Below are 26,750 nucleotides of genomic sequence, written 5' to 3'. Positions count from 1 at the left end.
GCGTTTCCAGCGGTCGTGGATGCCGTGGGCCAGGGGGCGTTGGTTGTTGCTGCCCGGTGGGTGGCTTCGCGGGCGAACCCGGAGGGCCGGCCGGGACAGGGTCCCCACCGGAACGGTGTGAGCGCCGGGGTTCGCCCCTACCGCCGTCCCGGGGGGCTCAGCTCTTTTCGAAGCGGAAACCCACACCCCGCACCGTCGCGATGTACCTCGGGTTCGCCGCGTCGTCGCCCAGTTTCTTGCGCAGCCAGGAGATGTGCATGTCCAGCGTCTTCGTCGAGGACCACCACGTCGTGTCCCAGACCTCGCGCATCAGCTGGTCGCGCGTGACCACCCGGCCCGCGTCCCGGACCAGGACGCGCAGCAGGTCGAACTCCTTCGCCGTGAGCTGCAGTTCCTCGTCGCCCATCCAGGCGCGGTGCGACTCGACGTCGATCCGCACGCCGTGCGTCGCCGGCGCGGGCAAGGGTTCAGAGGCGCCGCGGCGCAGCAGGGCCCGGACCCGGGCGAGCAGTTCGGCGAGGCGGAACGGTTTGGTGACGTAGTCGTCCGCGCCGGCGTCCAGGCCGACCACGGTGTCCACCTCGTCCGCGCGGGCCGTAAGCACCAGGATCGGCACGGTGTGGCCCTCGGCGCGCAGTCGTCTCGCGACCTCCAGGCCGTCCATGCCGGGCAGCCCCAGGTCGAGCACGACGAGGTCGACACCGCCTGCCAGTCCGGCGTCCAGCGCCGTCGGGCCGTCCTCGCGGACCTCGACCTCGTAACCCTCCCGGCGCAGGGCACGGGCCAGCGGCTCCGAGATGGAAGCGTCGTCCTCGGCGAGCAGTACACGGGTCATGGGGTGATGGTAGTCCGCGTTGCGTACGCGTCGTTGCGTGATCGGCAAGGCCTGGGGGTTAAGGATGCGATCATGATTACGACCTTCGATTCAGGGCACCTGGTTCCAGGAATGCCTGTGATCCATCTCTCAAGTCCTTCCATATGCCGCAGTGTCGTGTCGTATGGTGGCGTGACGCCTGTAGCACGACACGGGACCTTTGGCCTGCGACACCGGTCAAGGGTCTCTTTGCTGCGCGAGGTTGGGTTGCCGGCCTCGAGACAGTGAATGACCTGTGGGCCGGGCCCCGAGCGCGACACAGCGCGCGGGGCGTGGATCCCGGTGCGGACTGTCCCCGTCTTCGCCTTGCGCGGAGTGAGCCCCAAAGGCGTGGGGTGGGACATCTCCCTTGCCGGTGCCGGCCGCCCCCCACCGGGCGCGTCACGCTCACGAAGCGCCGCGTCCCGAGCTAGCAAGGATCCGACCCATGGCGTCCAGCCTGACGAAGGACTCGGTTGTCTCCGAGAAGACCTTCATCGGCCACCCCCGCGGCCTGGCCACACTCTTCATGACCGAGATGTGGGAGCGCTTCTCCTACTACGGCATGCGCGCCCTTCTCGTGTACTACCTGGTCTCCGGTGGTGCCGACGCGGCAACCGGCAGCCAGGGCGGCGGCCTCGCGATGACCGCGGCCACGGCCACGGCGATCTACTCCGTCTACGTCTCGATGGTCTACCTGATGGCCATGCCGGGCGGCTGGTTCGGTGACCGCGTATGGGGCGCTCGCAAGACCGTCACCATCGCCGGCTTCGTGATCATGGCGGGCCACCTGTCGCTGGCCATCCCCGGCCAGGCGATGTTCTTCGCCGGTCTCGTGCTCGTTGCCGTCGGCTCCGGTCTGCTGAAGGCCAACATCTCCACGATGGTGGGTCACCTCTACGACGGTCCGGACGACCCGCGCCGTGACGGTGGCTTCACGATCTTCTACATGGGCATCAACCTCGGTGCCTTCGCCGCCCCGCTCGTCATCGGCACGGTCGGCAAGGAGCACAACTGGCACCTCGGATTCGCTCTCGCCGCCGTAGGCATGGCGCTGGGCCTGGCCCAACTGCTGATCGGTACGCGCCACCTGAGCGAGAAGAGCAGCATCGTCCCGAACCCGCTGTCCGCCGATGAGCGCAGGGCTGTTCTCACCAAGGTCGTCGCCGTCGTCGCCGTCATCGCCGTCTTCTACGGCGCTGTTGTTGCCCTGGGTGCGTACACGCTGAACTGGGCCCTCGTCCCGCTGACTCTGGCGGGCCTGATCATCCCGATTGCCGTGCTGGTCCGCATCAAGCGCGACAAGGACCTCAGCACCGCCGAGCAGTCGAAGATGAGCGGCTACATCTGGTTCTTCGTCGCGGCCGCAGTCTTCTGGATGATCTACGACCAGGGTGGCTCCACCCTGTCGCTGTTCGCGGACAGCAAGACTTCGGGCACCTTGTTCGGCTTCGACTTCTCGGCCACCTGGTACCAGTCGCTGAATCCGCTGTTCGTCATGGCGCTGGCCCCGGTCTTCGCCTGGCTGTGGCTGTGGCTGGCCCGTAAGAACCAGGAGCCCAGCACCATCGTGAAGTTCGCGATGGGCCTGGTCGTCGTGGGCGCCTCGTTCTTCGTCTTCATCGTGCCGATGGGCATGGCCGAAGACGGCAAGGTCAGCCCGATGTGGCTGGTCTCGATCTACATGATCCAGACCATCGCCGAGCTGTGCCTGTCCCCGGTCGGCCTCTCGGTCACCACGAAGATGGCACCGCAGAAGTACGCCAGCCAGATGATGGGTGTCTGGTTCCTCGCCGTCACCGCCGGTGACTGCAGCACTGGTCTGCTCTCCCTCGCGGGCGTCGACCTCAACGGGACCTCGATCATCGCCATGCAGGCGCTGCTCGCCGCCGCGGCCGGTATCGCGGTCTTCATGTACCGCAAGAAGGTCAAGACGCTGATGGGCGACGTCCGCTGACGTAGCTCGTACGCGTAAAGCAGGGGCCGCCGCACCGGGTTCGGTGCGGCGGCCCTTCGCCGTGCCGGGGTCGTTCTAGCGCGTCCCGCGCAGCCTGCGCCACGGGGTGAACGTGAAGACCGCGCCGCCCAGCAGGATCACCGTGCCCGCGACCAGGGCCAGGGCGCGCAGGGCGCCGTCGTTGTCGGAGCCCGTCTGGGCCAGGCCGCCGCTCGTGCTCGTGCCGCCGCTCGATGTGCCCCCACCCGAGCTGCCGCTGCCATTGCTGGAGCCGCCCGACGCGCCGCCCGGCTGGGCCGACGTGTCGAGTACGAGTGAGGCTTCCGCCTTGCCCTTGACCGTGCACGGGATGCCGATCTTCTGGCCGCCCAGGGTGACGTCGATCGTCAGGGTGCCGGGGCTGAGTGTGGACTTGCCGCCGGCGCCCGGCTTGTACGTACCGGTCATGTCGGGCAGGTCCACCGGCTTGCCCTGCTCCAGCGGATCCTTGTTGGCGGGGCCGGTGACCGGGACGGTGCCCTTGTCGGCGCCGCCGAGAAGGACCGCCATGGAGGGCTTGAGCGCGCCTGCGGGGAGTGCCGCCGGGCTGTTCATGACGCCCTTGGCCGTCTTGACGACCAGGTCGTAACTGCCGCCGTTCTTCTTGGCGTTGATGGTCACCTTGGAGTTGATGTCCGCCGGTCCCGGCGACTTGCACTCGAAGGTGACGGTGACTTCCTTGCCGGGGAAGTCGGTCTGGCCGCCGCCCCCGCCGGAGGTCGAGCCGCCCGACGTGGAGCCGCCCGAGGTCGACCCGCCGCTCGTCGTGCCGCCCGACGTACTACCCCCGCCGTCCGTCACCTTGATCGTCGCCGCCGCCTTGACCGTCTCCTTCGGCGTGCACTTGGTGTCGGTCGACATCGGCTTGGAGACGTTGATGTTGTACGCGTCCGGGGTCAGCGTGACCTCGCCCGCCGTGGTCAGCTTGATCTTGCCCTTCATGTCGGACAGCTTCATCGGGCTGTTCTTGGGAATCGGCGGGTTCGAACGCGGCCCCTCCATCGCGATGTTCACGGTCTGCGCCCCGGCCGCCTTCAGCGTGCCGGTCGGCTTCACCGTGTCCTTCTCCAGGTCGAGGATGTCGGGGTTCTTCGAGGCCGCCTCGACGAACTTCCACACCACTTCGACCTCGTCGCCGACCTTCGCCTGGGCGGGCGCGGTGATCTCCACCTTCGTGGTGCCCTGCACGGGTGGCAGCCCCGAGATGGGCGGTGGGATGCACTCCGTCTTGTATGCGACCTCGGCTGCCTGGGCGGGGCTTGCGGCCAGCAGGATCCCCGCGCCGCCGAGCATCAGCGCGACCCCGGCCGCGCTCATCCTCCGTTGCGTGCTCACGAATGTCCCTTCGTCGTGGACCGGTTGTCTGACGGTGCGGAGTCAGGTGTGAACCACGGCAGAGCCGCCGTGGTGGTCGTGGGGCTCCTCGGCCCGGGGTCCGGTGGCCTGCGCAGCCGTACGGTGCGGTGGCGGCCGTTGCCGTGGGCGCGGGGGCGGACGCGGTCGACTACCGCCATGCCGATACGGAAGACGGCGGCGGGCACGACCACGGCGAGCAGGATCCAGAAGATCGTCACGCCCCAGGGACGGCCGACGCCCCACGGCTGTTCGGCGAGCACCCTCGTGCCGTACTTGACCGAGACCTGGTAGTCGCCGTGCGCTCCGGCGGAGAGCTCGACAGGCAGCTTGACCAGTACCTTCTGGCCGGGCGCGATCGTGCCGCGCCACTGCTGCTCCTCCCACTGCGGGGCGAAGACGCCGTGCGCGGTGCCGATCTGGAAGACGGGGTCCTTCACCGGCTCGGAACCCAGGTTGCCGACGGTGAATTCGAGCCGGCGGGACGGCGGGGCTCCGAAGAAGACGAGGATGCCGGAGTCGCCTTCGAGCCGGGTGGCGGCGAGCACGGCGAGCCTTCCGCCGCCGGTGGGCTCGGGCAGCGGGGCGGTGGGGTGGCCCGCGACGACGAAGGGGGCGTCCACGACGGCCTGTTCACCGGTGACGGTCGCCACGTGCACCACGCAGGGGCAGGGTTTGGGCGGCTCGGCGACCGGCATCTTCTTGCTGAAGGCGCCCTTGGCGTCGGTGGTGACGGCGCGGCCGTCGGCGTTGGCGCAGGCGTTGGTGCCGCCGATGACGCCTTTGCCGGGCGCGGCCTGCCCGCAGATGAGCATCATCAGCAGGGTGTTCGGCCGCCATCCGCTGCCGCTGACGGTGATGTCCCCGCCGGCGCCCGCCTGTTGCTGGGAGAGCTTGACGTCGGGTCGCGCGTCGGCCGCGGCGGCGCGCGGCGCCAGGGGGAGCAGCAGGAACGGGAGCAGGGCGAGCAGGACGGCGAGGGTCTGCGCGGAGCGAGGTCTGGAGTCTCCCCCGCCAAGCCCTCCCCCAGAGCTTCGCCTGGGAGGTACCCCCATCCCTGAGCCGTGGGCGAGCCCCCGGACCCCCGCGGCGTCAGCTGCGCGACGCGGCACGTCGGCTTCGTACATCGTCATGCTCCTGACCTCGCCAAGTGCCGTTCGCTGCTGGTCTGTTCAGAGGCCGGGCCAGGGTCCGCAGGACGTCGGCGGCGCAGGAACCACACCGTGCCGCCCGCCGCCGCGAGCAGCCCCGCCGCAGAACCCGCCGCCGTCGCCCAGGGCACGAACGTCGCCGACGCCGACCCCTTCGCGCGGGCGTCGCCGGGCGCCGTCGCTTCGATGTGGACCGTCACCGAGTCCAGGGACGGATGCCCGGGCCATTTCTCGGTGAGGGTGACGCGCTGGGCGGGGAGGAGTTCCACCGGGAGCGTGCGCGGCGCGCGGTGCAGCACCTCGCCGAAGAGGCCGTCCGCGCGGATCGTCACGCGCGGGGTCAGGGCGGTGTTGCCGCGGTTGACGAGGGTGTAGTGGATGGCGCCGCCGGAGACCTTCACCTGCTCGACCGTGAGGGCCGCCAGCGTCGGGCCGCTGACGCGCAGATGGATCCGTACGCCCGCCTCCCGCCCGCCGGAGGCCGCCATGATCGCGCCGGGGTGGTCGCCGGGGAGCGCGCTCGGGGGGACCGTGACCGAGAAGGGGATCTGTGCGCGCGTGCGCGGCGGAACTCTCACGCGCTCGGAGGCGAGCGTGATCCAGGTGCCGGCGCCGTGGGACGTGCGGGCGCCGCGTACGGCGAGCGCCCCGCTCTTGGTGTTGTACGCGTCGGCCGCGCGCAGCCGCACGGTGAGCGGCTTCGTGCCCGGGTTGGTCACGGACAGCGTGTCCTCCAGCACCGTTCCGGGCACGCCCTCCAGGTAGACGTACGGCCGGGCGCCGCCCGGCCGCACCGTCCATGCCGCGTCCGCCGCCCGCGCGACGGGGGCGCACAGGGCGCACAGCAGCGCGGCAAGGGTGACGGCGAGGCGCGGCAGCACGGGTCAGCTCGCGGTCCGCTGACCGCGCCTGGTCAGCCAGAGCACTCCGGCAGCCCCGGACAGCAGCACGGTGCCGCCGAGTGTGCCGAGCGCGAGGGCCGAATCGAGCGGGCCGGTCCTGGGCAGTTCGCCGCCGCCGGAGGGCGCGGACTGAGAGCCGGTCGCCCCGGTGACGTCCAGTTCGAGGGAGGGCTTCGGATTGTTCTTGGGCGTGCACGTCGTCGTCGTACCAAGGGCCTTGATGGTCAGCACCCCGGCCGTGAAGGTGACCTTGCCGCTCTTCTTGGGCGTGTACGTGCCCGACAAGTCACTGATTTTGATGGGGGTGTTGGCGGGGATCGCGGCCGCGTTCGGCGGGCCGGACACCGCGACCGTGCCCCCGTCGGCCCCGCCCAGCTTGATGAGGGCGCTCGGCTTCATCGCGCCCTTGCCGAGCTCCACCGGGCTGGAGGAGACACCCTTCTGGAAGGTCATGGTCAGCTGGTAGCCGCTGCCGCTCTTGACGGCCTTGATGTCGATCGGCGAGACCGCGCCTTTCGGCCCGATCGGCGTCTGACACTGGTAGTCGACGTCCTGGACACTGGCATGGGCGGCGGGGGCGGCCATCAGCACCACCGAGCCCGCCACCGCTGCTGCCAGCGCGAGAGCTGTCCGCTTCTGGTACGACACCTCGAGTTCCCCTCATGCCGGAAGTTACTGCCGGGTGTCGCCGAAGTTACTGACGACACATCAGATCGGGCGCTCAAGGTACGCCTGGGACCTTGGGGAGGGAAGACAAAGAGCACGCCCTATTGACGTGCTCTACAAGAGATTCAAAGCCTGTCCTACACCACTGCGAGCGGCTACGACGGAGCGGCGAGGTCCGCCCAGACCGTCTTGCCCGGGGCGCCGGGGACCCGGACAACCCCCCAGTCCAGACAGAGCCGTTGGACGATGAACATGCCGTGCCCGCCGGGCCGGCCCGCCCGGTGCGGGGTGCGCGGCGCGGGCTGGCCGGTGCCGCGGTCCGTGACCTCAAGGCGCAGCACCTTGCCGTCGCAACCGACCCGCAGTTCCTCCGGGCCCTCCGCGTGCAGGCAGGCGTTGGTGACCAGTTCGGAGACGACAAGCAGCACGTCCTCGGCGGCCGCCCGGCGGTCGGCCGTGGCGGCGGGCAGCCAGCCCCAGTCGTAGAGCGCCTGGCGCGTGAAGTCGCGCGCGAGGGGCACGATGCCGCTCGCGCTGCCCAGGGCAAGGCTGCGCACCGTGTTGCCGGACACCCCGGAGGAGTCGGCGGCGCCGGCGCCGTTCGGCTCGGGACCGAGGTCGCCCGGCGGTTGCTGCCGGGTGGTGCTCATCAGCGCTTCACCTCACCGATTCACCGATTCGCCATCTACTTCAGTACTCAGAGTGCTGGGCCATCAACGTTCTGCGGGGTTCTCCTGCCCTGCCGGATCGTGACAACACCCACGATGCCTGCGCTGTGCGCGTGACGCGGACGACAGGAAGGGGGCCGTCAGTCGGTGAGGGCCTCTTCGAGCGAGTCGTGCACGGTGAAGACCGCCTCCGCCCCGGTGATCTCGAAAACCCTCGCCACTACGGGCAGCATCCCGGCCAAATGGACCCCTCCCCCGGCCGCTTCCGCCTTCAGCCTGGCACCGAGCAGCACATTGAGTCCGGTGGAATCGCAGAATTCGAGCTGTGAGCAGTCGATGACAAGGCGCGCACGGCCCTGAGCGAGTGCTTCCTCCAAGGGCGCGCGGAGCAGATCGGCGGTGTGGTGATCCAACTCACCCGCCGGTTTCACAACCTCGCTGTGGCCCTCGGTCCGAACCTCGACCTGAAGCCGGCCCCGGTTCGCGCTGCCGACCGTCCCGCGGTCCATGCCCGTCCCTCTTCGCCGTGTCGTTCGCTGCGTCATCACTGCGTATTCGCCGATGGTGCGCCGGATCGTCCACCGTGCCGCTCTGCGCGCACAGCGCCGTCGATGACGGCGCTGACGTCCGTCGAACATTACGCCTTCAGTACGCCCGGGGGCCAGCCGAACTCCCTATCAAAACGGGCATATGACGCATATGACACTTGCACCGGTCCACCCGGAGCGGGTAGGGCTAGTAAGGACACAAACAACCACGACCGGCTTTGGAGGCGCCGCTCACCGCAGCGCATGTATTGGCATCGGCAGCCATATGCCGAGAACGATGGAGGAGACCATGTCACCCCGGCTCGACGAAACGCGCACCCCCACCGCGCCGTCGGCACTGCCCGCCCCGGGCACCCCCCCGTCCGCGAGCCCGGACGGCCTCGAACTCGTCGAGGCGCTCCCGGAGATCCCTCCGTACGACGAAATGGGAGCGCTGGACGCGCGAGCCCTGTCCAAGACGCTCTTCGGACGGCTCGAGTCCCTCGAAGAGGGCACCCACGAGCACGCGTATGTGCGCAACACGCTCGTCGAACTCAACCTGGCGCTCGTGAAGTTCGCCGCCTCCCGCTTCCGCACCCGCAGCGAGCCGATGGAGGACATCATCCAGGTCGGCACGATCGGCCTGATCAAGGCGATCGACCGCTTCGAGCTCAGCCGGGGCGTGGAGTTCCCGACCTTCGCGATGCCGACCATCGTCGGTGAGATCAAGCGCTTCTTCCGCGACACCTCCTGGTCGGTGCGGGTACCGCGCCGCCTTCAGGAGCTGCGCCTCGACCTCGCCAAGGCGGGCGACGAACTCTCCCAGCGGCTCGACCGCGCACCCACCGTGGACGAGCTGGCCCAGCAGCTGGGCATCAGCAACGACCAGGTCGTCGAGGGCATGGCGGCGAGCAACGCGTACACCGCGAGCTCGCTCGACGCCCAGCCCGAGGAGGACGACAGCGAGGGCGCGCTGGCCGACCGCATCGGCTACGAGGACCACGGTCTCGAAGGCATCGAGTACGTCGAGTCGCTGAAGCCGCTGATTGCAGGCCTTCCGCCACGGGACCGTAAAATCCTCTCCCTGCGCTTCGTCGCGAACATGACGCAGTCGGAGATCGGCGAGGAGCTCGGCATCTCACAGATGCACGTCTCCCGGCTGCTGTCGCGCACTCTGGTCAGGCTCAGGGACGCCCTGACGCTGGAGGAATAGCCGCACGCACCGCGGGGACGCGGGCGTCAGCCCGCGAAGACCGGGCCCCCCAGTCTGGCGCGGGCGCGCCGGTAGAGCCGCCACCCGACCGTCGGCAGCGAGTCGGGGAACGGCGCGACCGGCGCGCCCCGTCCGTCCATCCACGCCTCGACGTCCGCCACCGTGTGGCTGCGGCGCAGGATCAGGCGGGCGATGCGGTAGGTCTCGTCGGTCTCGGAACTCAGCGCGTGGCGGACGGCGACCGCGGAGGCGTAGCCCGCGCGGAGGGCGGCCCTGCGGACGGCCGGGCTGTTGTAGCCGTGTGGATAGGCGAGATGCACCACCTCGTGGCCGAGGACATCCTCGAGCACCGCCTTGGGCTCGCCCAGTTCACGGCGCAGCGCCTTGGCCGGGAGCGTGTCCAGCTGCGGGTGTGTGACGGTGTGGGCGCCGACCTCCATGCCGTACTGCTCCAGGAGCGGCGCCTGGGCGAGCTTCATCATCGGCGCGGGCGGCAGTAGGCTGCGCCGCCCCGGTGTGACGGCGCCGGTGGTGAGATACGCCGTGGCGGGCAGGGCGCGGGCGGCCAGCGCATCGGCGGTGGGGCCCGGCAGATCGGCGAAACCGTCGTCGATGGTCAGGACGACGGGCCGGTCCGGCAGCGGGGACCGGCCCGCGAAGTGGCCGGCCAGCGCGCTGATCGTGACGGGCGTGCGGCCGCTGGCCACGATCGCGTCCAGCTGCGCGCCGAAGTCCCGTGGTGTGACCGTGAATTCGGCGATCCAGTCGGGCGGGTCGTCCATCACGGCGTGGTAAAGCAGTACGGGAATCGGGGGCGTCGTCATGTCTCCACCCGTGGTTTCTGCCGCTGGTCCCACGGAAGGGGTACGCGGCGGACCCGTCGGCGTGCCTTCGCGTAGCCGATCGGTCCCGCCGGCATGCCGCGGCGTTCGAGCCGGGAGAGATGGCGCGGCCAGGCATAGCTCTGCGCGCCGTGCTCCCCCGGCACGGCCGCCCCGGCGGCATCGCGGTGCGCGGTGATGGTGCGGGCGTGGGCCAGGCCGCGGGGCAGCTTCCGCAGCAGGGCCGGCAGCAGGGCGAGGACGGCGGTGAGATACGCGGTGAGGCCCGCGCCGTATCCGTACGCCTGGTTCTTCAGGTCCTGCCAGGTCTCGCGGTGGTGGTGCCGGACCAGGGCGTCGGGGGTGTAGCGCAGTGCGCGGACTTCCACTCCATGAGCGTACGCAGCGCGGCCGGGTCGCGCTCGTCGAAGACGAACCGCACCTCGCCCGCCTGGCGCCCCAGCCTGCGCTCCTTGGCCAGGGTGGTCTTGAGGAACTTGGGCGACTGGGGGCGCAGCAGCTGTTCGTATGCGGCGTATCCCGCGCCGACGTCGATGACCGGAGGCGAACTCCTCGGCCGCGTCCGGCCGGAACACTCCCTGACCTGCTTCGAGATTGTCGAACTCCCAGGCCGAGAGCGCGCAGGCACTGAGAGCTCGCGCGAGGCGATGGTCAGCCCGGGACGCAGCAGGGCGCCCTGACTGTCGGAGCCTCCGAAGCCGATCGCCCGGCCGTGGCGGAGCGGCCCGCGCTCGAATGATGCAGACCGCTCAACTCGACCCCCCGGTCCTGCCCCATGAGCTTTTTCCCCGAGACGGGACGGTATCGGCCGAAGTCGTCACAGGACAGGGAGAGTCGCCCTTCTTGTGACGGATCCGTGAAGGAGCCGGAAAGGGGCGACGTCAGCAAAGTGACGGGAGTTGCACAACTGGCGTTCGGGCATGACCTGTTGCTCATAGGATCTGACTGCTCCCGATCCCCCGCGGGAGCTCGGCGTGTCCGGAAAGGGCTCAGTCTCCGTGGTCGTGGTCTGCAAGAACGTCGTGTCGAGGTCGTCGTGGTGAGGTCGTCGTGGTGAGCCGACAGATACTGGCGGGCGGCTGCGTGGCCGCGGCGGTGCTGTTGCTCGGCTGGGCGCTCCTGCTGCTGCGGCAGCTGCGGGCCGAGCGGGCGTTACGGGTCCGCGAGCAGGCCGTCGCCGCCGCCCGGGGCGCCGAAGTGGCGCATCTGGCCTCGGTACGGATTCCCGCCATCACCGAACGGATGCGTACGGGACAGCGGCTCCACGGCGTTCCCGGACCGCTCGCCCCCGAGGCCGACACCGGCCACGAATTCGCCCGGGCACTGGCCGCGGTGGTCGTGGCCCTCGGCTCCGACGAGGCGGTACGCCGCGAACGGGCCCTGCGGGACTCCGTGCAGGCGGCCTTCGAATCGGTGGCCCGCACCATGCACGCGATGGCCACGGTGCAGCAGCAGGTGCTCGACCATGTCGAGCAGTCCATCGACGACTCCCGGCTGATGGCCGAGGTGATGAAGGCCGACCACGCGGCCGCGCAGATGACCCGCAAGGCCCAGACCCTGCTGGTGATGTGCGGTATCTGGCCCGCCCGCCGGGAGACCCGGCCGGTCTCGCTCTACGACTGTGTACGCGGCGCCCAGTCCCGGATCGTGGAGTTCGGGCGCATCGACGTGCACGGCGGGCAGGCGCTCTATGTGGTGCCGCCCGCGGTGGAGGGACTGATGCACGCCATCGCCGAACTGCTCGAGAACGCCACGGTGTTCTCCCCCTCCCGCACCCAGGTCGTCGTCACGATCCGGGAAGTGGGCGCGGGCGCGGTCGTGGAGATCGACGACGCGGGTCTTGGCATGCCCCCGGACGTGCTCCAGCAGGCGACCGGACAGCTGCGGCAGGAACTGGACCTGGCCCGGCTGGGCGCGGTGCCGCGGCTCGGGCTCGCCTGTGTCGGGCGGTGGAGCCGGGAGCTCGGCTTCAACGTGGAGCTGACGGGCACATCGGCGTACGGGGGCACGCGGGCGGTGACGTTCGTGCCGTACCGGCTGCTGACGGAGCCGCTGTCGCACTTCACGGCCTCGCACCAGGTGCCCGCGGTGACAACGCCCGCCGGGACCGCGGGGCCCGGCGCCGAGCCCTCCTCCGACGTGCCCGAGCCCGGCGGGCTGCCCCGGCGCCGCAGCCGCCGCGGCAGCGCCGTGGAGGCCGCGGCCCAGAGCGCCCTGCACGCGCCGCCCCCGGCCCCGGCTCCCGAACCCGCCTCCCCCTGGACTCCGGAGGCGGCGCGCGCGTCCATCGCCAGCGTGGTGTCCGGCTCCCGCCGCGGGCGCGCGGCCCTGGACAACGACGAGGACGACACCGACGTACCCGACGAGCACGATGGAGGCCGGCCGTGACCGGGACCATAACCAGACTTCCCGACCTGGGCTGGATGCTTCGCCCGCTGACCGAGATCCCGGGCGTCCGCCATGCCGTCGTCGTCTCCGAGGACGGGCTGCGCCTCGGGCACGCCTCCGCCGAGAACCTCTCGGGAGCGGTCGCCTCCCTGAGCGTGGCCGAGGCCGAATCGCTCTCCGCGGCCTGTGCCGCGATGACCATGACCGGCCGTTCCACCGCCACGCTGCTGTTCGGCGCCGGCGCGGGGGTGCGCCAGCTGATGCTGGAGTCCGAGCACGGCTTCGTGCTGTTCACGCACGCCGGAGTCGGTGCGCATCTGGGTGTGGCCACCGACACGGAGGCCGATGTGGGCCTGGTCGCCCAGCAGATGCAGCTGCTGGTCGCCAAGATCGGCGCGCACCTGAGCAGTCAGCCACGTGATCCGGTGACCCCTTCCTCATGACGGACCGCCCGGAGGTACGGACCACGTCGGCGGTCCGTCCGTATGTCATCACCGGCGGGCGCTCGGACAGCGGTGGCGAGCCTTTGTCCTGGGAGACGCTGGTGATGGCCACGGACGCCGCATTCCCCGCGTCCCTCCAGCCGGAACACCACACGATCCTGTCGCACTGTCAGGGTCTGCTGTCGGTCGCCGAGGTGGCCGCCCACCTGGGCCAGCCGCCCTCGGTGGTGCAGGTGCTGCTTTCCGACCTCCTCGAGTGGGGCCTGATCGTGACCCGCCCGCCCATACCGCCGGCCGAACGCGCCGATGTGACCATGCTCAGAAAGGTCCTCCATGGCCTCGAAAGCCGCCTCTGACGCCCTCGGCAGGGCGTCGGGCGCCGAGTCGGGACAGTCGGGAAAGTACGTCACGTCCAGCGTCGCGGGCGCGGCGAAAATCCTGGTCGTCGGCCCGCTCGGGGTAGGCAAGACCACGCTGATCGGTACGGTCTCGGAGATCAGGCCGCTGTCCACCGAGGCGGTGATGACACAAGCGGGCGCCCGCGTCGACACCGGCGGCGAGCGGTCCAAGAAGACCACCACCGTCGCCCTGGACTTCGGCCGGATGACGATCGACGGCGATCTGGTGCTCTATCTGTTCGGCACCCCCGGCCAGCAGCGCTTCCTGCCCGCCTGGCGGGATCTGGCCAAGGGCGCGCTGGGTGCGCTGGCCCTGATCGACACCCGCGACCTGTCCGCGTCCTTCGACGCCCTGGGCAATCTGGAGGACCTCGATCTGCCCTTCGCCGTGGCCGTGAACGTCTTCCCCGGCAGCCCGCTGCACCGCGAGGAGGAGCTGCGCACAGCCCTCGACCTGCTCCCCAGCACCCCGCTGGTCTCCTGCGACGCGCGCGACGCCCGCTCCTCGGTACGGGCACTGATCGCCCTCGTCAGCCACCTCATCCACGCAGCCACGGAGTCCTCATGAGCACGCCGCCTGCCGTACCCCCGCACCCGCCCGCCGTACCCCCGAGCTCGCCCGCAGGCCGCTGCCCGGTCGCGACTCCGCTCTACGGACCCGATCTCGACGGCGACGCCATGCCCGCGCTGTACGAGGAACTGCGCCGCGAACACGGCCCGGTGGCTCCGGTGACCATCGCGCCCGGCATCGAGGCGTGGCTGGTACTCGGCCATCGCGAACTGCTCCGGCTGACCCGCGAGGAGCAGGACTTCTCGCACGACCCGCGCCGCTGGACCCTGCTGCGCGAGGGCCGGGTCCCCGCCGACTCGCCGATCCTGCCGATCGTCGGCTGGCGGCCCGCGCTGCTGTACACCGACGGACAGCAGCACCGCCGTATGAGGGCCGCCGTGTCCGACGCGCTGGCCAGGATCAACGGGCACGAGCTGCGCCGCGGCGTACGGGCCACGGCCGAGCGGCTGATCGCGTCCTTCGCCGCACGGCGCGAGGCCGACCTGGTCCCGCACTACGCGCGCAAGCTTCCGATGATGGTCATCACCGGGCTGCTCGGTCTGGACGAGCGGACCGGCCAGCAGCTGGTGCAGGCGATCGCGGGCATGGCCGCCGCCAACGCCGACTCGGTCAACGCGGGCAAGCGCATGGGCGTGATCCTGCAGGCGCTGATCGAGGAGAAGCGGCAGACACCGGGAAATGACGTGACATCGGCGCTGCTGCACCATCCGGCGCAGCTCACCGACGAGGAGGTGCTGCACAACCTGGTGGTGATGCTCGTGGCGGGGAATCAGACCACCGTGAACTGGATCGCCACCACCCTGCGGATCCTGCTCTGCGACCCGGCGTTCCGGTCCTCGCTGACGGGCGGGCATCTGAGCGTGGACGACGCGCTCGATCTCGTACTGTGGCGCTTCCCGCCCACGCAGAACTTCCCCGCGCGCTACGCCACCCGCGATCTGACCTTCGCCGGACAGGAGATCCGTGCCGGGGACATGCTGCTTCTCGGGCTGGCGGGGGCCAATCAGGACCCCGGGATCCTGCCCGCGGACGGGGTTCCGGTGACCGGCAACCGTTCGCATCTGGCGTTCGGCGCGGGCCCGCACACCTGCCCGGCGCAGGACCCGGCCCGGCTGATCACCCGTACCGCGGTGGACACCATCCGGCACCGGCTGCCCGATCTGGAACTGGCCGTGCCGGAGAGCGAGCTCGCCTGGGTCAAGTCGCCCTGGAGCAAAGGGCTCGCGGCGCTTCCGGTGCGTTTCACGGATCCGCAGCTGCCGTCCGCAACGTCGGCCCCATCGTCCATCTCGCAGTCAGGAGAGCCCAGTTGACCACCTCGCACGAGAGTCCGCACCGGATGGACCCGGCCGGCGGCTGCCCGCACGCGGACAATGCCCGCCTCCTCGCCGAGGGCGCGGTCGCGTCCGTCGTGCTCCCCGGTGAGGTGGCGGGCATGGCGGTGCTCGGCCACGACGCGCTCAAGGAGTTTCTCGCCCACCCCGATGTCGCCAAGGGGGCCGAGCATTTCACCGCGCTGCGCGACGGGGAGATACCCGACGGCTGGCCGCTGAAGACCTTCGCGACCGTGCAGGGCATGACGACCGCCGACGACGCGAACCACCGGCGGCTGCGCTCGCTGGTGAGCAAGGCGTTCACGGCCCGCCGGGTCGAGGAGCTGCGGCCACGGATCGAGACGGTGACGGCGCAGCTGCTCGACGGCCTGGACGAGGCGGCGCGGGCGGGCGACGGCGTCGCCGATCTGCGGACGCACTTCGCGCTGCCGCTGCCGATGGGGGTGATCTGCGAACTCCTCGGGGTCGACGCCGAGCACCAGGACCGGCTGCACCATCTGTCGAACCAGGTGGTGAGCACCTCCATCGGGCCCGAGGAGGCGGTGGCCGCGAACCGCGAGCTGGTGGCCGTGCTCGGGACGGTCGCCGCGACCCGTATGCAGAGCCCCGGCGACGATCTGACCAGCGCGCTGATCGCGGCCCGCGAGGAGGACGGCGACCGGCTCAGCCAGCACGAGCTCATCGGCACCCTGCTGTTGATGATCATCGCCGGGCACGAGACGACGCTGAACCTCATCACCAACGCGGTACGCGCCCTGTGCGCGCACCGGGACCAGCTGGAGCTCGTGCAGTCCGGCAAGGCTTCCTGGTCGGACGTGGTCGAGGAGACGCTGCGCTGGGACAGCCCGGTCAGCTTCTTCCCGTTCCGCTACCCGACCCGGGACCTCACGCTCGACGGCACGGTGATCCCCAAGGGCACGCCGGTGCTTGCCGGTTACTCCGCCGCGGGGCGCGACAAGGCGGCGCACGGCCCGGACGCGGACCGCTTCGACATCACCCGAAGCGGCGGCGCCCGGCATCTGTCGCTGGGCCACGGGCCGCATTACTGCCTGGGCTCACCGCTGGCGCGGATGGAGGCGACGATCGCGCTGGAGCGGCTGTTCACGCGCTTCCCCGAGCTGGATCTGGCGATTGCCGAGCCCGATCTGCGGCGGCACGCGAGCTTTGTGGGCAACAGCGTGCAGGAGCTGCCGGTACGCCCGCGAGCCTGACGAGACTGTTCTGGGCGGGCGTCAGCGCCCGCCCAGGGCGGCGTCCACCGCCGCCTCCACGTGCAGCCGGGTCGTCGGGAAGACCGGCACGGGACTGTCCTTCTCCCCGATCAGCAGCTCGATCTCGGTGCACCCGAGTACGACACCTTCCGCCCCGGCCGTGACGAACTCGGCGATGACGTCCTGGTAGGCGGCACGGGACTCCTCCCGTACGACACCGAGACACAGCTCCTCGTAGATCACCCGGTGCACCAGCGCACGCCCCTCGGCGTCGGGCGTGAGCACATCGAGCCCGTGGCCGGCCAGCCGGTCACGGTAGAAGTCCTGCTCCATGGTGAACGCGGTCCCGAGCAGCCCGACGCGCCCGAGCCCCTGGGCCCGTACGGCATCCGCGGTGGCGTCCGCGAGATGCAGAAGCGGCACGGAGACGGCGGCCTCCACCTGGCCCGCCACCTTGTGCATGGTGTTGGTGCAGATCAGCAGCAGATCCGCGCCGGCGGCCCGGAGCCCCCGGGCGGCATCCGCGAGGATCTCACCGGCGCGCTCCCACTCGCCCGCGACCTGAAGCTCCTCGATCTCGGCGAAGTCGACGGAGTGCAGAACGCATTTGGCGGAGTGCAGCCCGCCCAGACGCTCGCGTACGAGCTCATTGAGCAGCCGGTAGTACTCCGCGCTGGATTCCCAGCTCATGCCGCCGATCAGCCCGATGGTCTTCATCGGTCCACTGTGCCACGCCGTGCCGACTCGGCCGTGAGTGAGAAAATGGGGCAGGAACCTTTGCTCGGGGATGCTCCCGTGGGAGGCACGATGATGGCGTCGCAGAACGCAGAACCCGTCCAGCCCGCCCAGCACAGGGACCTGTGGCCCGGGATCGCCGGGCTGGCGGCCGGAGGGCTGCTGATCGCCGGGTACGTGCTGTGGTCGTTCACACCCGACGTCACGGGGACGGGCGCACTCAAGACAGTCGTGCTCTGGTACCTCAAGGAGAGCAACCAGGACCAGTCGGAAGCCTTGGCACTGATCCTGCTCGCGGCAGGCCTGCTGTTCCTGTTCTTCCTGGTCGCCCTCTCCAGGCTGGCCGGGAACCGCTCGCATCTGGTGCTGGCGGGCGGCACGGTCTTCACGGCGTTCCTGCTGGTAGGGGCGCTCGCCGGGAACATCTTCGCGATCACCGTGCGCAACTCCGACGTGTTCCCGGTGCTCCCGGAGACCTCGCTCATCGCGATCCTGCTCCTGAACACGGCGTACGGCGCGATCATCGCGGCGATGGTGGGTGCCGCGGTGATGCTGTTCGCCCTCTGGCGTGCGGCGCAGGAGACCCACGCGATCCCGGCGTGGCTCGGCTGGGCCGGCCTCGTCGTGGCAGTGCTGTCGCTGGCGGGCCCGTGGAGCGCGTGGCTGACGCCGATTCTGCTGGCGGCGTGGGTGCTGGCCGCGAGCGTGGTCCTGATCCTCAACGCCCTGTCGGGGAAGGAGGAGGCCGCGCTGAACCCGCAGCCGCTGCCGCCGCAGCCCGAGCGTTAGCCTCCATCCCGAAGACGGGTCCGAGGTACGGATCCCAGGTATCGAGGAGCGCGCTCATGGTCAGTGTCAGCGTCGAGACCGCCCAGCAGACCGAGGAGCTCCTCCAACGCGTGCTCGCGGAAGCCGAGTTCGTGATCCAGGAGGGCATCTGGTCCTTCGAGGAGTTCCCGGCCGATCGGCCGCCGGCGCTCACCGCCGACACTCTGGCGGTCGTCCGCGACGCGGACAGCTGGTGCCAGCTGGTCCCCGCGACCGGGCACGGCGGCGATGCCGAACGGTTCGGGATCTTCTCGTTCCACTTCCCCGACGGCGCGGACAACAGCGGCTTCGTCGGCTGGCTGGCCACCCACCTCAAGGCGCGGCTGGGCACGGGCGTCTTCGTCGTCTGCGGAAGCAACCGCGGGCGCGGCGGTATCTACGACTACTGGGGCTGCCCGGCCGATCTGACGGCGGAGGCGATCAGGGTGGTGGCCGAACTGCGGGAGGCGTGAGGGGCGTATCTCCGCTCCGCGGCCGGAGCCTGGGCTCACCGGATCCAAGCCGTCCCGGTCGTAGCCTCGGAGCACGCACCACGACTCGGACCACGCAGTACGAGAGGACGCGGCCCATGCCTCCAGTCATCGCCGTCACCGGCGCGAGCGGCCACCTCGGCAGCCGGGTCGCCCACCGTCTCGCCAAACAGGGGGCGGGGCCCCGGCTGCTCGTACGGGATCCGGCGCGGGTGCCGCCGATCGTCGGGACCACCGTCGCGCCGCACGCCTCGTACGGGGACGGCGAGGCGTTTCGGCAGGCCTGTGACGGCGCCCAGACGCTGCTCCTCGTTTCCGCGCGCGAGAGCGCCGACCGGGTGCGGGAGCACACCACCGCCGTCGACGCGGCCGTGGCGGCGGGTGTCGGGCGGATCGTGTACGTGTCCTTCATCGGGGCCGCTGCGGACGCGACGTTCACCTTCGCCCGGGACCACTGGCACACGGAGGAGCACATCCGCGCGACCGGGCTCGCGTACACCTTCCTGCGCGACAGCCTCTACTGCTCCGGGCTGCCCGCTATGGCCGGAGCCGACGGGGTGATCCGCGGACCGGCGGGCAACGGGCAGGTCTCGGCCGTCGCACACGACGACGTGGCGGACGCCGCGGCCGCCGTGCTGCTGGGCGACGGCCATGACAGGGCGACGTACGACATCACCGGGCCTCACGCGCTCTCCCTCGACGAGGTGGCCGCCGAGCTGAGCAGATTCAGCGGGCGCACGGTCACCTACATGCCCGAGACGCGCGAGGAGGCCTTCGCGTCACGGGCCGGGTACGGCGCCGAGCCGTGGGCAGTGGCGGGCTGGGTCTCCTCCTACGAGGCGATCGCGGCAGGCGAGATGGCCACGGTCTCCGACGCGGTACCGCGGCTGACGGGCCACCCGGCGCGGTCCTTCGCCGACTTTCTGAAGGAGCACCCGGGCACCTACAGGCACCTCTTGCCCTGACGCCACACCTCCGAGACGAGCGGGACGCCCGGCCGGTAGGCCAGATGCACATGGCTCGGCGCGTCCAGGAACACGAGGTCCGCGCGGGCGCCGGGCGTGATACGGCCGATGTCCGTGCGCCGCAGGGCAGCCGCGCCCCCCGCCGTCGCCGACCAGACCGCCTCGTCCGGGGTCATCCCCATGTCCCGTACCGCCAGCGCGATACAGAACGGGACGGAGGAGGTGAAGGACGAACCCGGGTTGCAGTCCGTCGACAGGGCGACCGTCACACCCGCGTCCAGAAGGCGGCGGGCATCCGGCCACTCGGCGCGCGTCGAGAACTCCGCGCCGGGGAGGAGGGTGGCGACGGTGGCGCTGTTGGCGAGAGCGTCGACGTCCGCGTCCGTGAGGTGGGTGCAGTGGTCGGCGCTGGCGGCGTCCAGCTCGACCGCGAGCTGCACGCCGGGGCCGTAGCTGAGCTGGTTGGCGTGGACGCGCGGGTGCAGGCCCTTGGCCTTGCCCGCCGTGAGGATCGCGCGCGCCTGGTCGCCGTCGAAGGCGCCCTTCTCGCAGAAGACATCTACCCAACGGGCGTACGGGGCACAGGCGTCGAGCATCTCGCCGGTGACCAGGGAGACGTAGGCCGCCGGGTCGTCGGCGTAGTCGGGCGAGACGATATGGGCGCCGAGGTACGTGACCTCGTCGGTGTGCTGCGCCGCGATCCGCAGGGCGCGGGCCTCGTCCTCGACGGTGAGGCCGTAGCCGGACTTGGTCTCGAACGTGGTCGTGCCCTGCCGGAGGGCCTCCGCCATGTACTTCGCGACGTTCGCGCTCAGCTCCTCGTCACTGGCGGCGCGGGTCGCGGCGACGGTCGTACGGATGCCGCCGGCCGAGTAGGCGCGGCCCGACATCCGGGCGTTGAACTCCTGGGTGCGGTCGCCCGCGAAGACGAGATGGGAGTGCGAGTCGACGAACCCGGGAATCACGGCGCGGCCCTGCGCGTCGACGGCCTGGTCGGCGGCGGGAGCGGCGTCGGCGGGGCCGACCCAGGCGATGCGGGTGCCGTCGATGACGAGGGCGGCGTCGGGGAGGAGGCCGAGGGGGGTGTGCTCGCCGAGGGCGGGGTCGTTGGTGACGAGGGCGGGGATGTTGGTGATGAGGGTGGTGGTCACGGGGTCCTCTCCGAGGGGGGTGGCGGGCGGTGGGTGCGGGGCGCCTGCGGCGGGCCTGTTCCCCACCCCGGCCCTTCCCGCTGTGACATTTTGCGGCTCCGCCGCGTGGGGGGCTCCGCCCCAGACCCCGTATGCGACCTTCGGCCGCATGTCCTCAATCGCCGGACGGGCTGAACAGGGTCATTCGCGCAGCGCCGCAATCGACGAGGCCAGCGCCTCCGGGACGTCCGGGACCAGAGCATGGGTCCCGTCCCGGACCACATGACGGCCACCCACAACCGTATGCCTCACATCCGCCGCCGTCCCCGCGAACACCACCGCCTCCGCCGCCAGCCGCCGCACCGGACCCGCCGTGCGGACCGTGTCCAGCGCCACCGTGGTGAAGTCCGCGAGCGCGCCGGGCTCGATGCTGCCCGCGTCCGGGCGACCCAGGGCGGCGTGGCCGTCCGCGGTGGCCGCGCGGAGCAGGGCCGCCGTCGTCCAGTGGCCGCGGGTCCGCGTGCGCAGGCGTTCGTCGAGTTCCATCGCGCGCGCCTCTTCGAGCAGGTCGATGACCGCGTGGCTGTCGCTGCCCAGCGAGAGCGGGGAGCCCGCCCGCTGGAGCGCGGCCGCCGGGCCGATGCCGTCCGCCAGGTCGCGTTCCGTCGTCGGGCACATGCATGTGCCGGTCGTCGTACCGCCGAGCAGGGCGATGTCCTCGTCCGTCAGATGTGTGTTGTGGACGCCGGTCGTGTGCGGGCCCAGTACGCCGTGGTCGGCGAGCAGGCGCGTGGGCGTGCGGCCGTGAGCCGCCCGGCACGCGTCGTTCTCGGCCGTCTGCTCGGAGAGGTGGACGTGAAGGGGCGCGTTCCTGGACGACGCCCACTCCGCGACGGTCGACAGCTGGTCCGCGGGCACGGCCCGTACGGAGTGGATCGCCGCGCCGATCAGCGCGTGTTCGCTGTCCTTGAGGGCGGAGGCCCGCTCGGCCCAAGCGTCCGCCGTGCCGTCGGAGAAGCGCAGCTGGTGCTGGTTGGGTGCCTCGCCGAAGCCGGCGGACAGATACGCCGTGTCCAGCAGGGTGATCCGGATGCCCGCGTCCGCCGCCGCGGCGATGAGCGCCTCGCCCATCGCGTTCGGGTCGGCGTACGCGGCTCCTCCGGGCGCGTGGTGCAGATAGTGGAACTCGCCCACCGCCGTGATCCCCGCCAGCGCCATCTCCGCGTACACGGCTCTGGCGAGCGAGAAGTACGACTCGGGTGTCAGCCGGGACGCGACCTGGTACATGACCTCGCGCCAGGTCCAGAAGGTCCCGGAGCCCACCTGCACGGTCCCGCGCAGGGCCCGGTGGAAGGCGTGCGAGTGCGCGTTCGCCAAGCCCGGGATCGTCAGTCCGCGCAGCACCGTCGCGCCCTGCGGCGGGGCCTCGACGCCCGTGCGTACGGCTGCGATCCGGCCGTCCGACACCTCCAGCGCGACGCCCGGCTCGACATGCGTGTCCAGCCAGACGTGTTCCGCCCAGTACGTCACCTGCACGCCAGGCCCTCCAGAACGTCGGCGAGTGCGAGCACACCGGCCACGCAGTCGTCCTCGGCGGCGAACTCCGCCGGGGAGTGCGAGACGCCGGTGGGGTTGCGTACGAACAGCATGGCGGTCGGGATCGTTCCGGACAAAATACCCGCGTCATGGCCCGCGCCGGTGCCGAGCACGGGGATGGCGCCGCCGAGGATCTTGTTCATCTCGTCGCGCAGTGCGTGCTCGAACTCGACCACGGGGGTGAAGGACTCCCGTACGACCGTCAGGTCCACCCCGTGCCGGTCGGCGTACTCGCGCGCGGCCTGCTGGATCGCGGCGACGACCGTGTCGAGCGTGGACTGGTCGGCGGCGCGCGAGTCAAGCCAGCCGCGGACGAGGGAGGGGATCGCGTTGACGCCGTTCGGCTCGACGGAGATCTTGCCGAAGGTGGCGACGGCGCCCGCGAGTTCGGCCTCGCGGCGGGCGGCGAGCACGGTCTCCGCGTATGTCAGCATCGGGTCGCGGCGGTCGACGAGGCGGGTCGTCCCGGCGTGGTTGGCCTCGCCGTGGAAGTCGAACCGCCAGCGGCCGTGCGGCCAGATCGCGGACGCGATGCCGACGCTGTCGCCGGACAGGTCGAGCGCCCGGCCCTGCTCGACATGGAGCTCGACGAACGCGCCGATGCGGGCGAGGCGTTCGGGGTCGGGGCCGATGGCGGAGGGGTCGTAGCCGGCCGCCTCCATGGCCTGCGGCAGGGTGATGCCGTCGCCGTCCCGCAGCCGGTGCGCGGCCTCGGGCGTCAGCTGTCCGGAGGCGAGGCGGGAGCCGACGCAGGCGAGCCCGAAGCGGGCGCCCTCTTCGTCACCGAAGTTGGTGATGGCGAGGGGCCGGGTGAACTCCGCGCCCCTGCCCCGCAGTTCGTCGAGGGCGGCAAAGGAGGAGACGACGCCGAGGGGACCGTCGAAGGCGCCACCGTCGGGAACGGAGTCGAGGTGCGAGCCCGTGACGACGGCGTCCCCGGCGGTGGGGTCTTTATATGTCGCAGCACCCAGCCAGGCCCACTGGTTGCCGTTCCGGTCGACTTCGTAGGCGAGGCCGCGGGATTCGGCCTGCGCCTGGAACCAGGCACGGCAGTCGGTGTCGGCGGCGGTCCAGGCGTAGCGGCGGTAGCCGCGAGTGGTGGCGTCGCGCCCGATGGGCGCGAGCTCGCGCCACATCTCGTGGAACGAGGGAGCTTCCCCCACCCCGCCCCTTCCCGACTGTGACATGTGCGGCTCCGCCGCGTGGGTGGGCTGCCCCCCCGGCCCCCCGGGCACGTCGGCTTCGCCGCGTGCCGAACTGCCCACAGGTCGCGGCCGGCCCGCCCCCGCCGCGGCGTCGCCGCCAGGGCTCGCCCCGGTGGGCCCGTCCGTGCCCACCCGTTCCGCCCCGGCGGAAGGACTGCCCACAGACTCCTGGTCCGAGGTCACGCGTCGCCCTCCTGCATCGGGACACGGACCCCACGCTCGTCCGCCACCGACTCCGCGATGTCGTACCCCGCATCCACATGCCGGATGACGCCCATCCCCGGGTCGTTCGTCAGGACCCGGCGGATCTTCTCGCCCGCCAGCTTCGTGCCGTCGGCCACCGATACCTGGCCCGCGTGGATCGAGCGGCCCATGCCGACGCCGCCGCCGTGGTGGATGGAGACCCACGACGCACCGGAGGCCACGTTCACCATCGCGTTCAGCAGCGGCCAGTCCGCGATCGCGTCGGAGCCGTCGAGCATCGCCTCGGTCTCGCGGTACGGGGACGCCACCGAGCCGCAGTCCAGGTGGTCGCGGCCGATCACCAGCGGGGCCGCCAGTTCACCGGACGCCACCATGTCGTTGAAGCGCTCGCCCGCCTTGTCCCGCTCGCCGTAGCCGAGCCAGCAGATACGTGCCGGGAGGCCCTGGAAGTGGACCCTTTCGCCCGCCATCTTGATCCAGCGATGCAGGGACTCGTTCTCGGGGAAGAGCTCCAGCATGGCCTTGTCGGTCTTGTGGATGTCCGAGGCCTCGCCCGAGAGCGCCGCCCAGCGGAACGGGCCCTTGCCCTCGCAGAACAGCGGCCGGATGTAGGCGGGTACGAAGCCGGGGAAGGCGAACGCCCGGTCGTAACCGGCCAGTTGTGCCTCGCCACGGATCGAGTTCCCGTAGTCGAAGACCTCCGCGCCGGCGTCCATGAAGCCGACCATCGCCTCCACGTGGCGCGCCATCGACTCACGTGCGCGCTGCGTGAAGTCCGCGGGCTTCTCCTCCGCGTACGAGGCCATGTCGTCGAAGTCGACACCCAGCGGCAGGTACGCGAGCGGGTCGTGGGCCGAGGTCTGGTCGGTCACGATGTCGATCGGCGCGCTCTCGGCGAGCATCCGCGGCAGCAGCTCCGCCGCGTTGCCGAGGAGGCCGATGGAGAGCGGCTTGCGGGCGTCGCGCGCCTCGACGGCCAGCTGGAGCGCGTGCTCCAGGGAGTTGGCGCGCACGTCCAGGTAGCGGTGCTCGATGCGGCGCTCGATCGCGCGCGGGTCGACGTCGATACAGATGGCGACGCCGTCGTTCATGGTCACGGCCAGCGGCTGCGCGCCGCCCATGCCGCCGAGGCCGGCGGTCAGCGTGATCGTCCCGGCGAGCGTGCCGCCGAACTTCTTCGCGGCGACGGCGGCGAAGGTCTCGTAGGTGCCCTGGAGGATGCCCTGCGTGCCGATGTAGATCCAGGATCCGGCCGTCATCTGGCCGTACATGGTGAGGCCGAGGGCCTCCAGGCGCCGGAACTCCTCCCAGTTCGCCCAGTCGCCGACCAGGTTGGAGTTGGCGATGAGCACGCGCGGCGCCCACTCGTGGGTCTGCATCACACCGACGGGACGGCCGGACTGGACGAGCATCGTCTCGTCCTGCTTCAGCGTCCGCAGCGTGCGCACCATCGCGTCGAAGGAGCGCCAGTCACGCGCGGCCTTGCCCGTGCCGCCGTAGACGACGAGCTTGTCGGGGTGCTCGGCGACCTCGGGGTCGAGGTTGTTCTGGAGCATGCGCAGGGCGGCTTCCTGCTGCCATCCCAGGGCGCTCAGTTCCGTACCGCGCGGTGCCCGTACGGGGCGGGGTCCTGACATGGCAATGCCTCCTCGCGACTGCGACCATCACTGTTGGCTATTCTATTCACATCCTGCGGGTCTGAATAGTCTTAGTCAACAGCTGCGGTACCGCGTCCCGGATGATTGGCTGGCAGATATGCCTTACGACCGCCGGGATCAAGCCGTACGAGCAGCGGTGGAGCAGGGTCTCCTCCGTGCGGAGCAGCCCGTCGCGGCCCTCCTCGACGTGACCGGCATCCGGGCGTCCGCCGCCGCCCTGCGGGACGCCTTCGCCGCCGTCACCGATGCGCCCGTGCTGCACGCCTTCGCGGTGAAGGCCGCGCCTCTGGTCCCCGTACTGGCCCTGCTGCGGGACGAGGACATCGGCGCGGAGGTCGCGAGCCCGGGCGAGCTGGCCCTGGCCCGGGCGGCGGGCCTGCGCCCCGACCGCACGGTCCTCGACTCCCCCGCCAAGACGCCCGCCGAACTGCGCGAGGCGCTGGAGCTGGGCATCGCGGTCAACGCCGACAATCCGCAGGAGCTGGCGCGGATCGACGCCCTCGTCGGGGCGTCGCCGACCCGCTCCCCGCTCGGACTGCGAGTGAATCCGCAGGTCGGCGGCGGTGCGATCGAGGCCCTGTCCACGGCCACGGCGACCTCGAAATTCGGTGTCGCGCTGCGCGACGAGGGCGCCCGCGACTGGGTGGTACGCGCGTATCTCGACCGCCCCTGGCTGACCCGGCTGCACACCCACTCCGGCTCGCAGGGCATGCCGACGGCCCTCATGACCGAGGCCATCGGCGCGGTGTACGAGCTCGCCGAGGAGATCAACACCGCGGCCGGGCGGCAGCAGATCGACACCGTCGACATCGGCGGCGGCCTGCCGGTCAACTTCGCGTCCGACGAGCAGACGCCAACGTTCGCCGCGTACGCCCGGCTGCTGAAGGAGCAGGTGCCCGGCCTGCTGGACGGCCGCTACGGCCTGGTCACCGAGTTCGGCCGCTCCCTGCTCGCCAAGCACGGCACACTCCTCGCCCGCGTCGAGTACGCCAAGTCGGCGGGCGGCCGCCCCATCGCGGTGACCCACGCGGGCGTCCAGGTCGCCACCCGTACCGTCTACGACCCGGCCTCCTGGCCGCTGCGCATCGCCGCGTACGACGCCAAGGGCCGCCCCAAGAGCGGTGCCGCCGTCGTGCAGGACATCGCGGGTCCCGCCTGCTTCGCGGGAGACCTGCTGGCCGAGGCCCGTCCGCTGCCGCTGCTGGAGCCGGGCGATGTGATCGCGGCACTGGACACGGGCGCGTACTACTTCTCGAACCACTACGGCTACAACAGCCTCCCGCGGCCCGGGATCTACGGCTTCACCAGCAGCCCGCAGGGCGACGGGCCGACGCGGTTCGCGACCGTACGGGCGCCGCAGAGCCCGGCCGAGATCGTGGCCGAGTCGGGCGGCGCGCAGCCGGACGCACTGCTCAGCCCCTAGCCGTACGCAGGCACGCACCT

26 protein-coding genes and 1 pseudogene are annotated in these 26,750 nt (G+C 71.1%); 12 read left to right on the top strand and 15 right to left on the bottom strand.

Annotated elements, in window-relative coordinates; all coding sequences use genetic code 11:
* Nucleotides 1–157: 157 nt before the first annotated feature.
* The gene (locus OG905_RS24515; RefSeq protein ID WP_328677132.1) at nt 158–835 is read right to left on the bottom strand and encodes a response regulator transcription factor; all 678 of its coding nucleotides are present in this window, start codon (nt 833–835) and stop codon (nt 158–160) included.
* Between the two features lie 466 nt (nt 836–1,301).
* On the opposite strand from OG905_RS24515, the gene OG905_RS24510 reads away from it, so the two are divergent.
* Nucleotides 1,302–2,810, top strand: coding sequence for a peptide MFS transporter (locus tag OG905_RS24510; protein ID WP_328677130.1), 1,509 nt, complete (start codon nt 1,302–1,304; stop codon nt 2,808–2,810).
* Between the two features lie 75 nt (nt 2,811–2,885).
* On the opposite strand, the gene OG905_RS24505 is transcribed toward OG905_RS24510, so the two are convergent.
* The 6 genes from OG905_RS24505 to OG905_RS24480 form a co-directional block, all read right to left on the bottom strand.
* Complete coding sequence (locus OG905_RS24505) at nt 2,886–4,166, bottom strand: hypothetical protein (protein WP_328682569.1); 1,281 nt, start codon at nt 4,164–4,166, stop codon at nt 2,886–2,888.
* 14 nt (nt 4,167–4,180) lie between these two features.
* The gene (locus OG905_RS24500) at nt 4,181–5,257 is read right to left on the bottom strand and encodes a hypothetical protein (protein WP_443044082.1); all 1,077 of its coding nucleotides are present in this window, start codon (nt 5,255–5,257) and stop codon (nt 4,181–4,183) included.
* Between the two features lie 74 nt (nt 5,258–5,331).
* A complete protein-coding gene (locus tag OG905_RS24495) occupies nt 5,332–6,234 on the bottom strand; it encodes a COG1470 family protein (protein WP_328677126.1) in 903 nt (300 codons plus the stop codon).
* A gap of 3 nt (nt 6,235–6,237) precedes the next feature.
* Nucleotides 6,238–6,903, bottom strand: a complete 666-nt coding sequence (locus tag OG905_RS24490) for a peptidase (RefSeq protein ID WP_328677124.1) — start codon at nt 6,901–6,903, stop codon at nt 6,238–6,240.
* A 173-nt stretch (nt 6,904–7,076) separates the two neighbouring features.
* Nucleotides 7,077–7,571, bottom strand: coding sequence for an ATP-binding protein (locus OG905_RS24485; RefSeq protein ID WP_328677123.1), 495 nt, complete (start codon nt 7,569–7,571; stop codon nt 7,077–7,079).
* 158 nt (nt 7,572–7,729) lie between these two features.
* The gene (locus tag OG905_RS24480) at nt 7,730–8,098 is read right to left on the bottom strand and encodes an STAS domain-containing protein (RefSeq protein ID WP_328677121.1); all 369 of its coding nucleotides are present in this window, start codon (nt 8,096–8,098) and stop codon (nt 7,730–7,732) included.
* 328 nt (nt 8,099–8,426) lie between these two features.
* On the opposite strand from OG905_RS24480, the gene OG905_RS24475 reads away from it, so the two are divergent.
* Complete coding sequence (locus OG905_RS24475) at nt 8,427–9,329, top strand: RNA polymerase sigma factor SigF (protein WP_443044081.1); 903 nt, start codon at nt 8,427–8,429, stop codon at nt 9,327–9,329.
* A gap of 26 nt (nt 9,330–9,355) precedes the next feature.
* Here OG905_RS24475 and OG905_RS24470 read toward each other — a convergent pair whose 3' ends face one another.
* From OG905_RS24470 to OG905_RS24460, 3 genes and pseudogenes are all read right to left on the bottom strand, one after another.
* Nucleotides 9,356–10,153, bottom strand: a complete 798-nt coding sequence (locus tag OG905_RS24470; RefSeq protein ID WP_328677117.1) for a polysaccharide deacetylase family protein — start codon at nt 10,151–10,153, stop codon at nt 9,356–9,358.
* Entirely contained in the window at nt 10,150–10,539 is a 390-nt protein-coding gene (locus OG905_RS24465) for a hypothetical protein (protein WP_443043980.1), read from the bottom strand. The genes OG905_RS24470 and OG905_RS24465 overlap by 4 nt, the downstream gene beginning before the upstream one ends.
* A pseudogene (locus OG905_RS24460) lies at nt 10,527–10,907 on the bottom strand (GNAT family N-acetyltransferase); the annotation flags it as partial. The gene OG905_RS24465 and the pseudogene OG905_RS24460, both read right to left, overlap by 13 nt.
* 317 nt (nt 10,908–11,224) lie before the next feature.
* Between OG905_RS24460 and OG905_RS24455 the strand changes: the two are divergent.
* Genes OG905_RS24455 through OG905_RS24430 form a run of 6 tightly spaced genes read left to right on the top strand, consistent with a single transcriptional unit; the run spans nt 11,225 to nt 16,516 of the window.
* Entirely contained in the window at nt 11,225–12,559 is a 1,335-nt protein-coding gene (locus OG905_RS24455) for an ATP-binding protein (RefSeq protein WP_328677115.1), read from the top strand.
* On the top strand, nt 12,556–13,002 hold the full coding sequence (locus OG905_RS24450; protein WP_328677113.1) for a roadblock/LC7 domain-containing protein: 447 nt from the start codon (nt 12,556–12,558) through the stop codon (nt 13,000–13,002). The genes OG905_RS24455 and OG905_RS24450 overlap by 4 nt, the downstream gene beginning before the upstream one ends.
* On the top strand, nt 12,999–13,358 hold the full coding sequence (locus OG905_RS24445) for a DUF742 domain-containing protein (RefSeq protein WP_328677111.1): 360 nt from the start codon (nt 12,999–13,001) through the stop codon (nt 13,356–13,358). Before OG905_RS24450 ends, OG905_RS24445 begins: the two co-directional genes overlap by 4 nt.
* A complete protein-coding gene (locus tag OG905_RS24440; protein ID WP_328677109.1) occupies nt 13,336–13,968 on the top strand; it encodes a GTP-binding protein in 633 nt (210 codons plus the stop codon). Before OG905_RS24445 ends, OG905_RS24440 begins: the two co-directional genes overlap by 23 nt.
* Nucleotides 13,965–15,284, top strand: a complete 1,320-nt coding sequence (locus OG905_RS24435) for a cytochrome P450 (RefSeq protein ID WP_328677107.1) — start codon at nt 13,965–13,967, stop codon at nt 15,282–15,284. The genes OG905_RS24440 and OG905_RS24435 overlap by 4 nt, the downstream gene beginning before the upstream one ends.
* A gap of 26 nt (nt 15,285–15,310) precedes the next feature.
* A complete protein-coding gene (locus OG905_RS24430) occupies nt 15,311–16,516 on the top strand; it encodes a cytochrome P450 family protein (RefSeq protein ID WP_328682567.1) in 1,206 nt (401 codons plus the stop codon).
* 21 nt (nt 16,517–16,537) lie between these two features.
* On the opposite strand, the gene OG905_RS24425 is transcribed toward OG905_RS24430, so the two are convergent.
* Entirely contained in the window at nt 16,538–17,233 is a 696-nt protein-coding gene (locus OG905_RS24425; protein WP_328677105.1) for an aspartate/glutamate racemase family protein, read from the bottom strand.
* 78 nt (nt 17,234–17,311) lie between these two features.
* Between OG905_RS24425 and OG905_RS24420 the strand changes: the two genes are divergently transcribed.
* The 3 genes from OG905_RS24420 to OG905_RS24410 all read left to right on the top strand — a co-directional run bounded on the left by OG905_RS24420 (nt 17,312) and on the right by OG905_RS24410 (nt 19,514).
* Nucleotides 17,312–18,040 (top strand): hypothetical protein, encoded by a 729-nt coding sequence (locus tag OG905_RS24420; RefSeq protein ID WP_328677103.1) that lies wholly within the window; start codon nt 17,312–17,314, stop codon nt 18,038–18,040.
* Between the two features lie 56 nt (nt 18,041–18,096).
* Complete coding sequence (locus tag OG905_RS24415; protein ID WP_328677101.1) at nt 18,097–18,531, top strand: DUF6196 family protein; 435 nt, start codon at nt 18,097–18,099, stop codon at nt 18,529–18,531.
* A 116-nt stretch (nt 18,532–18,647) separates the two neighbouring features.
* Entirely contained in the window at nt 18,648–19,514 is an 867-nt protein-coding gene (locus OG905_RS24410) for an NAD(P)H-binding protein (protein ID WP_328677099.1), read from the top strand.
* Here OG905_RS24410 and hutI read toward each other — a convergent pair.
* The 4 genes from hutI to hutU all read right to left on the bottom strand — a co-directional run bounded on the left by hutI (nt 19,493) and on the right by hutU (nt 25,286).
* Entirely contained in the window at nt 19,493–20,665 is a 1,173-nt protein-coding gene (gene hutI, locus OG905_RS24405) for an imidazolonepropionase (protein ID WP_328677097.1), read from the bottom strand. The two genes, OG905_RS24410 and hutI, sit on opposite strands and share 22 nt — an antisense overlap.
* 180 nt (nt 20,666–20,845) lie before the next feature.
* Entirely contained in the window at nt 20,846–22,180 is a 1,335-nt protein-coding gene (locus OG905_RS24400) for a formimidoylglutamate deiminase (RefSeq protein WP_328677095.1), read from the bottom strand.
* A complete protein-coding gene (locus OG905_RS24395) occupies nt 22,171–23,427 on the bottom strand; it encodes an allantoate amidohydrolase (protein WP_328677093.1) in 1,257 nt (418 codons plus the stop codon). The genes OG905_RS24400 and OG905_RS24395 overlap by 10 nt, the downstream gene beginning before the upstream one ends.
* A gap of 197 nt (nt 23,428–23,624) precedes the next feature.
* On the bottom strand, nt 23,625–25,286 hold the full coding sequence (gene hutU, locus OG905_RS24390; RefSeq protein WP_328677091.1) for a urocanate hydratase: 1,662 nt from the start codon (nt 25,284–25,286) through the stop codon (nt 23,625–23,627).
* Between the two features lie 118 nt (nt 25,287–25,404).
* On the opposite strand from hutU, the gene OG905_RS24385 reads away from it, so the two are divergent.
* Nucleotides 25,405–26,730 carry a diaminopimelate decarboxylase gene (locus OG905_RS24385; RefSeq protein ID WP_328677089.1) on the top strand — a complete coding sequence of 442 codons (1,326 nt, stop codon included), beginning with the start codon at nt 25,405–25,407 and terminating at the stop codon, nt 26,728–26,730.
* Nucleotides 26,731–26,750 lie beyond the last annotated feature (20 nt).

The organism is Streptomyces sp. NBC_00322 (genome assembly GCF_036147535.1).
Classification (GTDB): Bacteria; Actinomycetota; Actinomycetes; order Streptomycetales; family Streptomycetaceae; genus Streptomyces.
Note: the sequence above shows the minus strand (reverse complement) of the source record. Positions and strands in the feature narration are given on the sequence as shown.

Bases quoted from the DNA above. Each gene is read 5' to 3' on its own strand.
- OG905_RS24410 (WP_328677099.1), top strand. From the start codon at position 18,648: ATGCCTCCAGTCATCGCCGTCACCGGCGCGAGCGGCCACCTCGGCAGC.
- OG905_RS24470 (WP_328677117.1), bottom strand. From the start codon at position 10,153: ATGACGACGCCCCCGATTCCCGTACTGCTTTACCACGCCGTGATGGAC.
- OG905_RS24485 (WP_328677123.1), bottom strand. From the start codon at position 7,571: ATGAGCACCACCCGGCAGCAACCGCCGGGCGACCTCGGTCCCGAGCCG.
- OG905_RS24395 (WP_328677093.1), bottom strand. From the start codon at position 23,427: ATGTCACAGTCGGGAAGGGGCGGGGTGGGGGAAGCTCCCTCGTTCCAC.
- OG905_RS24445 (WP_328677111.1), top strand. From the start codon at position 12,999: ATGACGGACCGCCCGGAGGTACGGACCACGTCGGCGGTCCGTCCGTAT.
- OG905_RS24510 (WP_328677130.1), top strand. From the start codon at position 1,302: ATGGCGTCCAGCCTGACGAAGGACTCGGTTGTCTCCGAGAAGACCTTC.
- OG905_RS24480 (WP_328677121.1), bottom strand. From the start codon at position 8,098: ATGGACCGCGGGACGGTCGGCAGCGCGAACCGGGGCCGGCTTCAGGTC.
- OG905_RS24425 (WP_328677105.1), bottom strand. From the start codon at position 17,233: ATGAAGACCATCGGGCTGATCGGCGGCATGAGCTGGGAATCCAGCGCG.
- OG905_RS24435 (WP_328677107.1), top strand. From the start codon at position 13,965: ATGAGCACGCCGCCTGCCGTACCCCCGCACCCGCCCGCCGTACCCCCG.
- hutU (WP_328677091.1), bottom strand. From the start codon at position 25,286: ATGTCAGGACCCCGCCCCGTACGGGCACCGCGCGGTACGGAACTGAGC.
- OG905_RS24415 (WP_328677101.1), top strand. From the start codon at position 18,097: ATGGTCAGTGTCAGCGTCGAGACCGCCCAGCAGACCGAGGAGCTCCTC.
- OG905_RS24385 (WP_328677089.1), top strand. From the start codon at position 25,405: ATGCCTTACGACCGCCGGGATCAAGCCGTACGAGCAGCGGTGGAGCAG.
- OG905_RS24515 (WP_328677132.1), bottom strand. From the start codon at position 835: ATGACCCGTGTACTGCTCGCCGAGGACGACGCTTCCATCTCGGAGCCG.
- OG905_RS24475 (WP_443044081.1), top strand. From the start codon at position 8,427: ATGTCACCCCGGCTCGACGAAACGCGCACCCCCACCGCGCCGTCGGCA.
- OG905_RS24440 (WP_328677109.1), top strand. From the start codon at position 13,336: ATGGCCTCGAAAGCCGCCTCTGACGCCCTCGGCAGGGCGTCGGGCGCC.
- OG905_RS24505 (WP_328682569.1), bottom strand. From the start codon at position 4,166: ATGAGCGCGGCCGGGGTCGCGCTGATGCTCGGCGGCGCGGGGATCCTG.
- OG905_RS24430 (WP_328682567.1), top strand. From the start codon at position 15,311: ATGGACCCGGCCGGCGGCTGCCCGCACGCGGACAATGCCCGCCTCCTC.
- OG905_RS24500 (WP_443044082.1), bottom strand. From the start codon at position 5,257: ATGGGGGTACCTCCCAGGCGAAGCTCTGGGGGAGGGCTTGGCGGGGGA.